General features: G+C 71.5%; 18 protein-coding genes. 12 read left to right on the top strand and 6 right to left on the bottom strand.

Annotated elements, in window-relative coordinates; all coding sequences use genetic code 11:
- Positions 1-15 precede the first annotated feature (15 nt).
- The 3 genes from CGZ93_RS06565 to CGZ93_RS06555 are packed head-to-tail and all read right to left on the bottom strand — an operon-like array spanning position 16 to position 1,932.
- Positions 16-777 carry an SDR family oxidoreductase gene (locus CGZ93_RS06565; protein WP_094363352.1) on the bottom strand — a complete coding sequence of 254 codons (762 nt, stop codon included), beginning with the start codon at positions 775-777 and terminating at the stop codon, positions 16-18.
- A 27-nt stretch (positions 778-804) separates the two neighbouring features.
- Positions 805-1,638: an SURF1 family cytochrome oxidase biogenesis protein gene (locus CGZ93_RS06560; RefSeq protein ID WP_094363351.1), complete on the bottom strand. Its 834-nt coding sequence runs from the start codon at positions 1,636-1,638 to the stop codon at positions 805-807.
- A 33-nt stretch (positions 1,639-1,671) separates the two neighbouring features.
- Positions 1,672-1,932, bottom strand: coding sequence for a DUF6457 domain-containing protein (locus CGZ93_RS06555; protein ID WP_094363350.1), 261 nt, complete (start codon positions 1,930-1,932; stop codon positions 1,672-1,674).
- 138 nt (positions 1,933-2,070) lie between these two features.
- Here CGZ93_RS06555 and moaA point away from each other — a divergent pair, with 138 nt between their 5' ends.
- Positions 2,071-3,084 (top strand): GTP 3',8-cyclase MoaA, encoded by a 1,014-nt coding sequence (moaA, locus tag CGZ93_RS06550; RefSeq protein WP_094363349.1) that lies wholly within the window; start codon positions 2,071-2,073, stop codon positions 3,082-3,084.
- Positions 3,085-3,145: 61 nt separating this feature from the next.
- Positions 3,146-4,474, top strand: a complete 1,329-nt coding sequence (locus CGZ93_RS06545; protein WP_094363348.1) for an ATP-binding protein — start codon at positions 3,146-3,148, stop codon at positions 4,472-4,474.
- Positions 4,475-4,476: 2 nt separating this feature from the next.
- Here the strand turns inward: CGZ93_RS06545 and CGZ93_RS06540 are convergent, their stop codons facing one another.
- Positions 4,477-4,839: a DUF3099 domain-containing protein gene (locus tag CGZ93_RS06540; protein WP_094363347.1), complete on the bottom strand. Its 363-nt coding sequence runs from the start codon at positions 4,837-4,839 to the stop codon at positions 4,477-4,479.
- A gap of 38 nt (positions 4,840-4,877) precedes the next feature.
- Between CGZ93_RS06540 and fabG the strand changes: the two genes are divergently transcribed.
- The 5 genes from fabG (at position 4,878) to CGZ93_RS06515 (ending at position 8,663) form a co-directional block, all read left to right on the top strand.
- A complete protein-coding gene (gene fabG / locus CGZ93_RS06535; protein ID WP_094363346.1) occupies positions 4,878-5,609 on the top strand; it encodes a 3-oxoacyl-[acyl-carrier-protein] reductase in 732 nt (243 codons plus the stop codon).
- A 37-nt stretch (positions 5,610-5,646) separates the two neighbouring features.
- Entirely contained in the window at positions 5,647-6,420 is a 774-nt protein-coding gene (gene fabI / locus CGZ93_RS06530) for an enoyl-ACP reductase FabI (RefSeq protein ID WP_094363345.1), read from the top strand.
- 151 nt (positions 6,421-6,571) lie between these two features.
- Positions 6,572-7,462: a hypothetical protein gene (locus tag CGZ93_RS06525; RefSeq protein ID WP_094363344.1), complete on the top strand. Its 891-nt coding sequence runs from the start codon at positions 6,572-6,574 to the stop codon at positions 7,460-7,462.
- Positions 7,459-7,956, top strand: coding sequence for a phage holin family protein (locus CGZ93_RS06520; RefSeq protein ID WP_094363343.1), 498 nt, complete (start codon positions 7,459-7,461; stop codon positions 7,954-7,956). Before CGZ93_RS06525 ends, CGZ93_RS06520 begins: the two co-directional genes overlap by 4 nt.
- Positions 7,953-8,663 (top strand): DUF3618 domain-containing protein, encoded by a 711-nt coding sequence (locus tag CGZ93_RS06515; RefSeq protein WP_094363342.1) that lies wholly within the window; start codon positions 7,953-7,955, stop codon positions 8,661-8,663. Before CGZ93_RS06520 ends, CGZ93_RS06515 begins: the two co-directional genes overlap by 4 nt.
- Positions 8,664-8,735: 72 nt before the next feature.
- Here the strand turns inward: CGZ93_RS06515 and CGZ93_RS06510 are convergent, their stop codons facing one another.
- Positions 8,736-9,452 carry a hypothetical protein gene (locus CGZ93_RS06510; protein WP_094363341.1) on the bottom strand — a complete coding sequence of 239 codons (717 nt, stop codon included), beginning with the start codon at positions 9,450-9,452 and terminating at the stop codon, positions 8,736-8,738.
- A 78-nt stretch (positions 9,453-9,530) separates the two neighbouring features.
- Here CGZ93_RS06510 and CGZ93_RS06505 point away from each other — a divergent pair, with 78 nt between their 5' ends.
- The 5 genes from CGZ93_RS06505 (at position 9,531) to CGZ93_RS18820 (ending at position 12,990) form a co-directional block, all read left to right on the top strand.
- Entirely contained in the window at positions 9,531-10,313 is a 783-nt protein-coding gene (locus tag CGZ93_RS06505) for an ABC transporter ATP-binding protein (protein WP_094363340.1), read from the top strand.
- A 5-nt stretch (positions 10,314-10,318) separates the two neighbouring features.
- On the top strand, positions 10,319-11,098 hold the full coding sequence (locus tag CGZ93_RS06500) for a sulfite exporter TauE/SafE family protein (protein ID WP_094363339.1): 780 nt from the start codon (positions 10,319-10,321) through the stop codon (positions 11,096-11,098).
- A gap of 9 nt (positions 11,099-11,107) precedes the next feature.
- Positions 11,108-11,929 carry a TrmH family RNA methyltransferase gene (locus CGZ93_RS06495; protein ID WP_094363338.1) on the top strand — a complete coding sequence of 274 codons (822 nt, stop codon included), beginning with the start codon at positions 11,108-11,110 and terminating at the stop codon, positions 11,927-11,929.
- A gap of 279 nt (positions 11,930-12,208) precedes the next feature.
- Positions 12,209-12,787 carry an ABC transporter permease gene (locus tag CGZ93_RS18825; protein WP_176451658.1) on the top strand — a complete coding sequence of 193 codons (579 nt, stop codon included), beginning with the start codon at positions 12,209-12,211 and terminating at the stop codon, positions 12,785-12,787.
- Positions 12,788-12,849: 62 nt separating this feature from the next.
- Complete coding sequence (locus CGZ93_RS18820) at positions 12,850-12,990, top strand: hypothetical protein (RefSeq protein WP_176451657.1); 141 nt, start codon at positions 12,850-12,852, stop codon at positions 12,988-12,990.
- Between the two features lie 18 nt (positions 12,991-13,008).
- Here CGZ93_RS18820 and def read toward each other — a convergent pair whose 3' ends face one another.
- Positions 13,009-13,605 carry a peptide deformylase gene (gene def, locus CGZ93_RS06485; RefSeq protein WP_094363337.1) on the bottom strand — a complete coding sequence of 199 codons (597 nt, stop codon included), beginning with the start codon at positions 13,603-13,605 and terminating at the stop codon, positions 13,009-13,011.
- Positions 13,606-13,637: the final 32 nt, after the last annotated feature.

Here is a 13,637-nt window from a genome sequence, read left to right as displayed (position 1 = left end):
AGCAGCTCGACCGGGTCAGGGGGTGGGCAGGACGGCGCCGTCGACCGGAATCACCGTCCCGCTGACATAACTCGCCGCCGGGGAGAGCAGGAAGCAGGCGACCCGCCCGAACTCGGCCGGCTCACCGATCCGGCGCAGCGGGATGCCGGCGGCGACCTCACGCAGGGCCTGCTCCGGATCGTCGCTGCCCTGCAGGGTGCGCGTCAGCCGGTTGGTGGCGATCGAACCCGGCATCAACCCGAACACGCGCACCCCACGCGGGCCGAGCTCTGCGGCGTACTGACTCACCAGGTTGGCCAGGCCGGGCCGCAACCCGTTGGAGATGGTCAGGCCGGGCAGCCAGGTCCGGACCGAGGTGGACAGCACCAGCCCGATCGCCAGGTCGTCGGCGGTGCCGTGCTCGACCGTCGCGGAGATCGCGCGGATCGCGGCGAGGAAGACGGATTCGAAGGCCTCGCGCCACTGCTCGTCGGTGTTCGACAGGGCGCTCCCGCCGGGGGGCCCGCCGGCCGAGATGAAGGAGCCGTCGAGGCGACCGAAGGTGTCCAGGGCCAGTCTGCAGGCGCGGTCCGGGACCTCGGCGTCGGTCAGGTCGGCGGTCAAGGTGACCACGCGATCCTCCCCGAGGCGAGCCCGGTGTTCGGCGAGCCGGTCACCGCTGCGCGCCACCAGCACCACCCGGGCGCCCTCGGCGAGGAGTTGCTCGGCGGTGGCCAGGCCGAGCCCGGAGCTGGCCGCGGTGATCACGAACACCCGGTCGGTGAGTCCCAGATCCATCGGAATCCCTTTCGTTGCTGTTGATCCTCAGTGCCGCACCGAGGTGCTGTCCAGGGAGTCGGCGGGTGCGTCGACGGTCGGTACGCCGTCGGCGGGCTGCTCTTCCCCGGTCCGGGCCGCGGCGGCTGCCCGCTCGGCCCGCAGCCGGCGCCGTGCCTTCAGGTCCCCGCGGACGAGGATCACCACACCGACCACGCCGATCAGCGTGAACGCGAACCACTGCACGGCATAGGACAGATGGGGGCCCTCGGTGATCTCGGGCAACGCGATCGGTTCGAACCCGCCGGACTGCTCGGGCTGCATCGAGATCGCCGACAGATAGCCGTCCACCACGGGATAGGGCAGCGCCTTCGCGATGGCCGGGGAGTTGATCAGGCGTACCTGGCCGTTGGTCGGTTCGATCGCGTTGGCCCTGCCCTGTTCGTTGCGCCGCACATGCCCGGTCACCACCACGACTCCGGTCGGCGGCTGGGGCAGGGTGTCGGGGATCCGTTCCCCCCGAGGGACGTGCAGGAACCCCCGGTCGACCAGCACCACCTGACCAGTGTCGGTGCGCATCGGGGTGATCACCTCATAGCCGGGTTGGTCGCGGTTGGCCCGATAACGCACCTGGAGCTGGTGTCCCGCGTCGAAGGTGCCGCGGACCTGGACCCGCTGCCACTGGTCGGCGTCGGTGATCGGGCGGTTGAACACCTCGGCGAACGGTTTCACCGGCGCGGCATCGTTGGTGAGCACGATCCGGTTGCTCTCCCGACGCTCCTCGAGCCGCCGCAACTGCCATTCCCCGAGGTTGACGAAGGTCACCGCGAGCACGGTCACGAAGAGCAGCAGGGCGATCCAGCGCAGCCACAGCCTCCTCACCCGGCCACCCTACTCGCGCGGGCGAAGGTGAGCTCAGGCGTCGGCGGCCTCGCCCAGGCTCTGGGCCAGCTCCGTGGCCCGGGCCGCGGCCGAGCCCAACGACTGTCCTCGACCGACCGCCACCCCCACCAGGAAGGCGGTCAACGGGGCCGCCGGACGCACGATCTCGTGGGCGGCGTCACGGGCCAGATCGAGCAGGATGTGCATCGACTCCTCGTCGATCTGATAGTCGGTGCCCAGGTGCGCACCCAGCGTGTCCACCCACTGCTGCAGGCCAACGGGCTCCTCGCTCATGTTCTCCTCCGGTGTCCCTCGGGTCCGTTGCGATCATGGCACGAGCGGCTCGGGCGCCCGGCAGGGGGGTGAGCGGCCCGCCATCGCCGGCCCCCCGGGGCGGGAATCGGCGGACAGCCCACCCGTACACTCGGGCGCATGCCTGCACGCATGCTGCCACTGGCGGATCGCCACGGCCGAGTCGCGACCGACCTCCGGGTCTCGCTGACCGACCGCTGCAACCTGCGCTGCACCTATTGCATGCCGGCCGAGGGACTGCCCTGGCTGCCCAAGGACGAGATCCTGACCAATGCCGAACTGATGCGGCTGATCCGGGTCGCGGTCGAGCGGCTCGGGATCGCCTCGGTGCGGCTGACCGGGGGAGAGCCGCTGCTGCGCCCGGACCTGGAGCAGCTGGTCGCCGGAATCGCCGCCCTCACCCCCCGACCGAAGATCGCGCTGACCACCAACGGGATCGGGCTCGACCGGCGCGCGGCCAGTCTGGTCGCGACGGGACTCGATCGGGTGAACGTCTCCCTGGACACGCTGCGCCCCGAGGTGTTCCGTGACCTCACCCGACGTGACCGGCTGACCGACGTGCTCGACGGGGTGCGGGCGGCGAAGGCGGCCGGGTTGGATCCGGTGAAGGTGAACACGGTGCTGATGCGCGGGGTGAACCACACCGAGGCGGCCGACCTGGTCGAGTGGGCGTTGGGCGAAGGGGTGCAACTGCGGTTCATCGAGCAGATGCCGCTGGACGCCCAGCACGGCTGGGATCGCGGCGAGATGGTGACCGCCGCCGAGGCGATGGCGCTGGTCGCCGACCGGTTCGAACTGATCGAGGACCCCGAGGTGGCCGCCGCCCGCGGATCGGCGCCGGCGGAACTGTTCCGGGTCGTGGGTACGCCGCAGCAGGTGGGCTTCATCGCGGCCGTCACCCGGCCCTTCTGCGGTGACTGCGACCGCGTCCGGCTGACCGCCGACGGGCAGATCCGGAACTGCCTGTTCGCGCGGACCGAGTCGGACCTGCGCGCGCCGCTGCGGGCCGGCGCTGACGACGACGAGATCGCGCAGCGGTGGGTGCGCGCCGTCGCCGGGAAGCTGCCCGGTCACGGGATCGACGACCCGAGCTTCCTGCAGCCGGATCGCCCGATGAGCGCCATCGGCGGCTGAAGCGCGCCGCGGACCGATGGTGTTATAACCTGAGCGAGGTTATAAGTCGCTCGGAGGTGTGATGCGAACTCAGCTCTACCGCTCCGGGGCGGGTCTGATGCCGCCCGAACTGGCCGGCCGCGACGAGGAGCTGCGCGGTTGGCGGCTCGCCCTCAACGACGCCCGGGTGGTCGGGCGGTTCGCCGGCGGCGACCGGGTCTGGACGGGGCTGCGCGGAGTCGGCAAATCGGTGCTGCTGCGCCGCATGGCCGACGACGCCCGGGAGCACCACTTCGACGTGCTCGCGCTGCAGGCTGACCAGTCCTCGGCCCTGGTCCGGGCGATCCAGGTCAGCGCGACGACGCGGGCCGACAAGGGGGTCGGCGCCTGGGGACGGGCCGCCGCCGCGCTCGGACGGATCACCGCGGTGTCGGCCCAGGGGCCGGTCGGGCTGAAGGCGCAGGTCGACTTCGCCGGGCGCGCCCGGCAGGACCCGGACCACATTCACCCCGCCGCCGTGGCGGAGGTGCTCGCCGACCTCGCTGGCGCCCTGCGCGACCACTCCGGCGGTGGGCTGGTGCTGATGGTGGACGAGCTGCAGATGGCGCGACCCGACGACCTGCGCACCCTCGGGGGCGTACTCAATCATCTGAATCAGCACCTGGACACCGCGCCGATCCTGTTCGTCGGGGCCGGCCTGCCCAACCTGCGCGACCGGATGGTGGGTCCGGACGCCGACCACCCGCTGATCACCAACCCCGAACGGCTGTTCCGTTTCCACCACCTGCCGGCGCACCTCGACCCCGACGCCGCCCGTGACGCGCTGGTCAAGCCGGCTCTGCGGATCGGGTCGGGCTGGGAGCCGGAGGCGGTGAAACTGGTGCTGACCCGCACCATGCGTTATCCGGCGCACCTGCAGGCGTACGCCGACCTGGCCTGGCAGCGCGGCACCGGCAACGACCCGGTGACCGGGACCGATGTCGCCGACGCCACCGGGGACGCGGAGCTGTTCGTCGCCGAGCAATACCTGGCGCCGCGCTGGAACCGGCTCAGTGACCGGCAGCGGGAATACCTGACCGCGCTGGCGGTGTGCGACGGCCGTGCCACCTCGGGCGAGGTCGCCGCGACGCTCGGCCGTCGAGTGGGGGAGGTGAGCTCCTTCCGGGAGGCGCTGATGACCCGCGGGGAGATCTTCGACCCGGCCTACGGGATCGTGCAGCTGACCATGCCGTCGATGCGGGAGTTCGCGCTGCGGCACTATCCCACCGCGCGGCCACGGGCCGAGGTGGAGCTGGTCGCACCCCGGGTGATGCTGGCCAACCGGGAGAATTGGCTGGCCGCCCGCCCGGACCGGGAGGCGGAGGTGGAGGGGTTTCCGCCCGAGCTGCTGCAGCGCCCCGGTCAGGGGTGAGGTCAGCGGCGCTGGTCCTCGACCACCTCACCGGAGACCACGTCCACGCTGCGGTCGGACAGGGCCAGCGGTTCGGGCTCCGGGGGCGCGGACCGGGTGCCCTCGCCGCGCTTGTCGATCACGTTTGCCAGCACCACGGCGATCGCGGGCAGGAAGGCCGCCCCGGCGAGCAGCACCCACCTCCAGACGCCGGGGGTGATCGCCATCCCGATCAGGCAGGCGATCCGGACGCCCATGGTGATCAGATAGCGCCGTTCGCGGGCCGACAGGTCACGCGATCGCCCGTGCCGGGCGTTGGTGATCACGGCCTGACCCGTGCGGGACGGCCGCGAAGATCGCTCCCGACGGGAGCCGGCGGTTGCCATCCGTCCACACTACGCCCGGGTGTGGCAGGGTTGCCCACATGACTGCGCAGCACGACAGCACCGGCACCGCCCGATCCGTCCTGGTCACCGGGGGCAGCAAGGGGATCGGGCACGCGATCGCCGCCCGGTTGGCCGCCGCCGGGCACAGGGTGGCCGCCACCTATCGCAGCGGCGAGGTGCCCGAAGGGGTGCTCGGGGTGCAGTGCGACGTCACCGACGCCGAGCAGGTCGACGCGGCCTTCAAGCAGGTCGAGGAGGAGCACGGGCCGGTCGAGGTGCTGGTCGCCAACGCCGGGGTGACCGCGGACAACCTGATGATGCGGATCACCGACGACGCCTGGGACAAGGTGATCGACACCAACCTGACCGGCTCCTTCCGGGTGGCCCGCCGGGCGGCCCGGCCGATGACCCGGGCCCGGTTCGGACGGATCATCTTCATCTCCTCGGTGGTCGGGATGCTCGGATCCGCCGGTCAGGTCAACTATGCGGCGTCCAAGGCGGGCCTGGTCGGGATGGCGCGCTCGATCGCCCGCGAGCTCGGTTCGCGCAACGTGACAGCCAACGTGGTCGCCCCCGGCTTCATCGAGACCGCCATGACCGCAGTGCTCGGCGAGGAGCAGGTGAAGGCCTACCAGCAACAGATCCCGCTGGGTCGACTCGGGCAGGTGGACGATATCGCCGCCACCATTGAATTTCTGGCCTCCGACGCCGCCGGCTATATCACCGGTGCGGTGATCCCGGTCGACGGCGGCCTCGGCATGGGCCACTGACTCCTTCTTCACGATCTGCACGGAAAGGCTGAGCAGCATGGGAATTCTCGAGGGTAAGACGATCCTGGTGGCCGGCGTCACCCACCCCACCTCGATCGGCTACGCGGTGGCCCAGATCGCGCAGGCCGAGGGGGCGAAGGTCGTGGTCTCCAACTTCGGGCGCGCGATGAGCCTGACCCGTCGGGTGATCCAGAAGCTGGAGCCGGTGCCCGCGCTGCTCGAGCTGGACGTGACCGACGAGGACCACCTCACCGGACTGGCCGACGCGCTGCGCGAGGCCGGGGTGGAGCGCCTCGACGGGGTGGTGCACTCGATCGCGTTCGCCAACCCCGAGACCGCGCTGGGCGGGAAGTTCCTGGGCACCCCGGCCGCCGATGTGAGCGCCGCCGTGCAGGTGTCGGCCTATTCGCTGGTGTCGTTGACGATGGCGTGCAAACCGCTGTTCGGCGAGCGCGCGTCGGTGGTCGGGCTGACCTTCGACGCGACCATCTCCTGGCCGGCGTACGACTGGATGGGCGTGGCCAAGGCGGCGCTCGAGTCGACCAGTCGCTATCTCGCGCGCTATCTCGGCCCCGAGGGCGTACGCTCCAACCTGGTCGCCGCAGGTCCGCTGGAAACCCTGGCCAAGAAGGCGATTCCGGGGGCTGGCGAGTTCAACGACATCTGGGGCGAGCGGGCCCCGCTCGGGTGGGACGCCAAGGACAACGGGCCGACCGCGCGGGCCGTTGTCGCCCTGCTCAGCGACTGGTTCCCCGCCACCACCGGCGAGGTCGTGCACGTCGACGGCGGGCTGCACGCGATGGGCGCCTGAACCCCCGCCGCAGGGGACTCACAACCCGCTCCGAGTCGTTAAATGTATATTGACTGCTGATCCCGGTTATCACCCGGGCGGGTGATCCCGTCGTGCGTCCCTTGGCGCGCGTCCCGACTATGCGCCACAGTTGGCGCGGGCAGGAGCACAGATGAGCACCAACGATCCGCATGACCCCTTCGACCGCAACCGCACCTCAGGCACCGGTGCCTTCCAGAACCCGAACACGACGACCGGCGCCCACGGCACCGATGATCGGTCGCGTACCGACGTCGCCAAGGAGCAGGCGTCCGGGGTGAAGGACCACGCCGCAGAGGCTGGCAAGGACCTGACCCAGACCGCGCGCGCCGAGGCCGGCAGCGTCGTCCGCGACGCCCGCAGCGAGGTCCGCTCACTCGTGGACACCTCGGTGCACGAGCTTCGCGGACAGGCCAGCCGCGGCCAGCAGCAGGTCGCCGAGCAGGTACGCACCATCGCCAAGGAGTTCGGTGAGATGGCCAGCGGCAACGAGAACTCCGGTACCGCCTCGAAGCTGGCCCGGCAGGCCTCCGAGCAGGGGGACCAGCTCGCGTCCTGGCTGGAGAACCACGAGCCCTCCGACGTGCTCGACCAGGCCCGTCGCTTCGCCGCTCGCCGGCCGCTGGCGTTCCTGGCCATCGCTGCCGGTGCCGGTCTGCTGGTGGGGCGTTTCGCCCGCGGGATGCAGGCCGAGCACGCCGATGACAACACCGCCCAGCAGGGTCAGGGCTCCCGATCCCAGTACTACTACCAGGATCCGGGCTACAGCCAGGTTCAGGCCGGTACCGGGTTCGAGACCCAGTCCCCCTCGGCGTACGGCACGGGAGCGCACGGCGGCCCGGCGTACCAGCAGCCCGGTCACGCCGGCTCCGGATCTGAGCAGGTGCAGGGCCACAATGACGGCCTCACCCCGCCCGCACAGGAGCAGGGTTTCGTGCCAGGACAGGGATTCTCCGGTGGTCGGCCGCTCGGCGACCAGGGCGGGTCGGCGCAGTCCGGCGGCTGGTCCGGTGAGAGCCGATGACCGAGCACCAGAACGTCAATTTCCAGGGCGGCGCCCACCCGCAGCGCGCGGAGGGGTTCGTCGAGGGGCGGGCGGTCGAGCGCCAGCTGGTGGGTGACGACCGCTCCATCGGTGACCTGATGGGCGACATCACCCGCGACCTGTCGACGTTGATGCGTCAGGAGGTCGCGCTCGCCAAGGCGGAGGCGACCCAGTCGGCGAAACAGGCCGGCAAGGGCGCAGGCATGTTGGGCGGGGCCGGCGTTGCCGGGCACTTCACCCTGCTCTTCCTGTCCCTGGCGCTGTGGTGGGGGCTGGCGCACCTGCTGCGCAGTGAGGACCCCATGTTCGGCTGGTCCGCGATCATCGTCGCGGTGATCTGGGCCATCATCGCCGGCATCCTCGCCGCCACCGGAAAGTCCGCGTTGAACAAGGTCGAGGGCGTGCCCCAGACCACCGAGACCGTAGGCCAGATTCCCAATGCCCTCAAGGGCGAGGAGGCGCAGAACCGATGACGCAGAGCAACGATCCCGATCAGATCCGACGTGATATCGAGCGCACGCGGGCCAATCTCAGCCAGGACGTGAACGCCCTGACCGACGAGGCCCGCCCCAGCAACGTGGCCCGTCGCCAGGTGAACAAGGTGGCCGAGGGGGCCCGCGGGCTCAAGGAGCGGATCATGGGCTCCGACGACGAGCCCTACGGTGACGGCCGCTACGGCTACGGCTATGACCGCGACGTGCGCACCAGCGGCCCGAGCATGGGGGACCGCGCCCAGCAGGTGGGTCAGCAGGCACGTGAGGGCATGCAGGATGCCCGCCAGCAGGCCAGCCACGGCCTGCAGCAGGCCGGTCAGGCCATTCAGGGCGCACCCGATCAGGTGAAGCGGGGCACCCGGGGCAACCCGCTGGCCGCCGGCCTGATCGCCTTCGGCGTCGGCGCGTTGATCGGCGGGCTGGCTCCGGTCAGCCGGCGGGAACAGCGCGCCGTGGCCCAGCTCGCCGACCGGGCCCAGCCGTTGGTCGAGCAGGCACGCGAGACCGCCCAGGGCGTGGCCCAGGAGGTCGGCGAGAACCTGCGCGAGCCGGCCCAGCAGGCGGTGCAGAACGTCAAGGAGTCGGCCACCGACTCCGTCGACACCGTCAAGGGTGAGGGCCAGCAGCACGCCCAGAACCTCGGCGACCACGCCAAGGAAGCCAAGGGCAACGTGCAGGACCACTGACCCGCTGGTGCACCGCGATGGCCGTCCCGCTCGTCGGGGCGGCCATCGCTGCGTTCGGGTACGCCTGGTCGCCTAGCCCTGGCGACCGGTCCAGCTGACGGCGGCGCAGAGCACGTCGGTGGCGGCCCGGCGTACCTCGTTCAGGACGCGGCTGCGGGCCTGGAGGGCGTGCAGGTGCAGTACGCCGCCGTCGTCGCCCAGGGCGGCCTCGCACGCCTGCAGCAGAGTCCAGGCGCGGGCGGCGGCCCGCTGGGCCCGCGAGCCGTAACCGGCGGGTAGCGCGATCCCGGTCAGGTCGGGTCGCTCGGCCGGGGTGAGCTCCAGCTCGGCCAGCTCGCGGCCGGCGGCCAGCACCACCTCGCGCAACGCGCGGTCGGCCTCGGCCGGGGTCTGACTGAGCCGCGGCGGGCGGCAGGCCGTGACCTGCCACTGCACGGCCGGACCGACCCGGTGCGGCAGCCAGGCGATCCCGCCGCTGGCCGACAGCACCACCGCACCCGCCTCGATCGCCGCGGCGTTCAGCGCCGGCGGGCCGGCCAGGACGCCGGTCGCGCCGGGCCGCGGCAGCACCAGCACCCAGTCCGCGTCGACCAGCAACAGCGCCGCCCGCAACGCCTCGTCGAGTTCGCTGGCCCGCAACGGGTCCAGGCCGAGCAGCCCCTCGGGGTCGGTCACGTGGTGCGCGGCGTCCTCGCCCACGACGGCGCGCGCGGCCACCTCCGCGCTCAGCGGGGTGTGCCGCAGGGCGTTCAGGTGCGCCGTCAGGCGTACCGCAGCAAGGGTGTCCATCCCGCCAACGTTAGCGGCGCACGCCAGCGGCAGGCCACGACGTGGGGAAGCCCGCCGGGCGTTGATAGGTTTGCCCGCATGGCCGCAGTCGTGGAACTTGCCGATGTCAGCATCGTCCGGGGTGGGGCGACCCTGCTCACCGGAATCGACTGGCAGGTTGACGAAACCGACCGGTGGGTGGTGATCGGACCGAACGGTGCCGGCAAGACCACCCTGCTGCAACTGCTGGCCGCCCAGCTGCACCCGACCACCGGTGTGGTGGGGCTGCTCGGCGAGGTGCTCGGCGCGGTCGACGTGTTCGAACTGCGCCCCCGGATCGGCGTCACCTCCGCCGCCCTGGCCGACCGGATCCCGCGCGGGGAGGCGGTGCGCGACGTGATCGTCTCGGCCAGCTATGCGGTGATGGGGCGTTGGCGCGAGCAGTATGACGAGATGGACCACGCCCGCTCCGAGGAGCTGATGTCCCAACTGCGGGTGGATCACCTGGCGAACCGCACCTTCGGCACCCTCTCGGAGGGGGAGCGCAAGCGGGTGCAGATCGCGCGGGCGTTGATGACCGATCCCGAGCTGCTGCTGCTGGACGAGCCCGCCGCCGGGCTCGACGTCGCCGGCCGGGAGTCGCTGGTCCGCACGCTCAGTGAACTGGCCGCCGACGAGTTTGCCCCGGCGAGTGTGCTGGTCACCCACCACGTCGAGGAGATCCCGGTCGGGATGACCCATGCGCTGCTGCTCAAGCAGGGCCGGATCGTCGCCGCCGGGCCGATCGACGAGACCCTGACCGACGAGTCGATGAGCAGCACCTTCGACCTGCCGCTGCGGATCTCCCGGACCGACGGGCGCTGGAGCGCCCGCGCGATCTGACCGTCATGACCTGGACCGATCTGCTGCTCGCCGGTCTGGCCGGGATCTGGGCCGGCATGATCAACACCGTGGTCGGTTCCGGCAGCCTGGTCACCTTTCCCACGCTGCTCGCACTCGGGCTTCCACCGGTGATGGCGAACACCACCAACAACATCGGCCTGGTCGCCGGCGGAATCTCCGGCACCGTCGGCATGCTGCCCGAGGTGAAGGCGTTGCGGCACGAGCTGATCCGGTTGGGACCGGCCGCGCTGGCCGGCGGCATCGCCGGCGCGCTGCTGCTGCTGAAGCTGCCCTCGAGCGCGTTCGATGCGATCGTGCCCGTGCTGATCGCGATCGGCTGCGTGCTGGTGGTGCTGCAGCCGTGGCTGACCTCCAAGATGACGGCCCGGGCCGAACAGTTGTCCGCCGAGGGTCGTCCGCCGCCGAAGCGCCGGTCGATCTGGCCGGTGCCGATGATCGCGCTCAGCTCGACCTATGGCGGCTATTTCGGGGCGGCGCAGGGGTTGTTGCACATGGCGATTCTCGGCCTGGCGATCCCCGAGGAGCCGTGGTCGCGGCTGAACGGGTTGAAGAACGCGCTGGCGCTGATCATCAACCTGACCGCGGCGGTGGTGTTCGTGCTGGTGGCGCCCGTGTCGTGGCCCTATGTCGGGGCGCTGGCGGTCGGCTCGGCGCTGGGCGGGTTGCTGGGAGCCAAGGTGGGTCGGAAGCTGCCCGCTGTGGCGTACCGGATCATCATCGTGGTGATCGGCGTGATCGCGATCATCAACCTGGTGCTGAAGTAGGTCGCGCGGGTGCTGATCGAGATCACCGATCCGGGCGACGATCGCCTGGCCGATTATGTACGCCTGCGCGAGACCTCGCTGCGACGCAGCCTGGAGAGCGAGCAGGGGTTGTTCATCGCCGAGGGGGAGAAGGTGATCCGCCGCGCGGTGGAGGCCGGTCATCGACCGCGCTCCTTCCTGCTCGCCGAACGCTGGCTGCCGGGGCTGGCCGATGTGCTGGAGCGGCACCCGGACGCCCCGGTCTACGTGGTCACCGAGGCGCTCGCCGAGCAGGTCACCGGATTCCACGTGCACCGTGGGGCGCTGGCCTCACTGCACCGGACCGTACGGCACCGGGTCGAGGACCTGCTCCCGCTGCGCCGGCTGGTGGTGCTGGAGGACATTGTCGACCACACCAACGTGGGCGCCATCCTGCGCTGCGCGGCCGGCCTCGGCTGGGACGGTGCGCTGCTCGCCCCGCGGGCTGCCGACCCGCTCTATCGCCGCTCCATCAAGGTGTCGATGGGGGCGGTGTTCTCCCTGCCGTGGGCCCGGCTCGAGGACTGGTCCGGCACGCCGGAACTGCTGCGTACGCACGGTTTCCGCACGATCGCGCTGGCCCTCACCGATGGGGCGCGCCCGCTCGCCGAGGTCGCTGCCGGGGTGGTGCCGGGCGACCGGGTCGCCGTGCTGCTGGGCACCGAGGGGGCGGGGCTCTCCCGGCGCTGGATCGAGGGCGCCGACGAGGCCGCCATCATCCCGATGGCCGCCGGCATCGACTCGCTCAACGTGGCCGCCGCGGCAGCCGTCGCCTGTTATGCGCTGAATCCGGCGTTTCCGCCCCGGGCTTGAGGCTATTCCGTCCGTCGGCGGAAGCGTCCGCGGATCCCGCCGCCTGGGCTGCACGGGTGGACACCCGTGCCCTGAGCGACCTGCTGGAGCGTCGCCCGTCGAGGGGTCGGCCGCCGTGGTTGACCAGCCCCAGCGTCGACGCCGAGGGCCGGATGATCAACAACCCGTCCCTGGCCACCCCCGACACCGTCGCCGCGATCCGCCGGCTGCCCGGGGTGAGCGGTGTCCGCGCCGACGTGGAGACGGTCGTCGAGATGGTGACCCGCGAACGCAGTCCGGGTGCTGATCGCCCGCGGCGTACCCGAGCTCGACCCGCGCACCCACCTCGTCGAGGGGCGCACGCCCACCGCCCCCGACGAGGTGGCGCTCGACCCCAGCGCCGCCCAGCTGCGTGGTGTCGCGCCGGGGCAGAGCATTGAGTTGCTGTTGCCCGCGCCGGCCGCACCCCCGGCCGAACGATTCCGACGACGAGGCGGCCGCCGAGCCGCCGCCCCCGAGGCCACCATGGGGAAGCTGGGCGTACCTCACCCGACGGGGGCGCTGATCCAGTACGCCAAGGGGACCGACATCCAGCAGACCGAGGAGAGGCTCGGCGCCATCGAGGGCCTGCAGGTCGGTGGGCCGGCGCTGGCTCGGGCCGAGCTGGGGAAGATCATCTCGACGGTGCTGTGGATCGTCACCGCCCTGCTCGCCGTAGCGGTGGTGATCGCGCTGGTCGGCGTTGGCAACACCCTCGGGCTGTCGGTGCTGGAACGTACCCAGGAGTCCGGGCTGCTCCGGGCGCTCGGACTCACCCGAGGCCAGCTGCGTGCGATGGTCGGGTTGGAAGCGCTGGTGCTGGCGGGGTCGCCACGGTAGTCGGTGTCGGCCTGGGCATCGGCTACGGGATCGCCGGGGCGTACGCTTTGATCGGTCGCGAGATGCAGGTCGCGGTCAGCGTGCCCTGGCCCACGATCGGACTGGTCTGCGCGGTCGCGCTGCTGGCGGGGCTGCTCGCCTCGGGGCTGCCGGCGGGCCGGGCGGCCCGGGTCAGCCCCGCCGCGGCAATGGTCACCGAGTGAGGGGTCACCGAGTGAGAGTCAGCTCGCGGGCTGCTTGGCGCTGATCGGCCAGTCCTCGAGATAGCGCTCGGCCAGGTCGTCGTGCTGGGCGTACAGCTTCTTGCGGGAACGGGCCGACAGCCGGTCGCCGAAGACGATGCCGTTGAGGTGGTCGGTCTCGTGCTGCAGGCAGCGGGCGAGCAGCCCGGTCCCGACCACGGTCACCTCGTTGCCGTCGGCGTCCTGACCGGTGCAGGTGGCCCGGTCGGGGCGGGCGAGGGTCTGGTACGCCCCGGGCAGCGACAGGCAGCCCTCCTCGGCGGCCTCCAGCTTGCGGTCCTTGCCCTCGGGCAGGGTCACCTCGGGGTTGCAGATGACGCCGGCGTGGCGGACCTCGTCCTCGTCGGGGCAGTCGTAGACGAACACCGCCAGGTCGACCCCCACCTGGGTCGCGGCCAGTCCGACCCCGGAGGCGGCGTCCATGGTGGCGAACATGTCGCGGACCAGGGTGCGCAACTCGTCGTCGAACTCGGTCACCGGCTTCGTCTGGGCGTGCATCACCGGGGTGCCCCAACGGGTGATGGGTCGCACGGTGCCGCCGGTGGTGAGCTCGTCGATCGGGGTCTGCGGGGTCATCGGGTCGGGCCTCCTCAAGGTTCGCGGGCATC

The organism is Enemella dayhoffiae (genome assembly GCF_002250625.1).
Lineage (GTDB): Bacteria > Actinomycetota > Actinomycetes > Propionibacteriales > Propionibacteriaceae > Enemella > Enemella dayhoffiae.
Note: the sequence above shows the minus strand (reverse complement) of the source record. Positions and strands in the feature narration are given on the sequence as shown.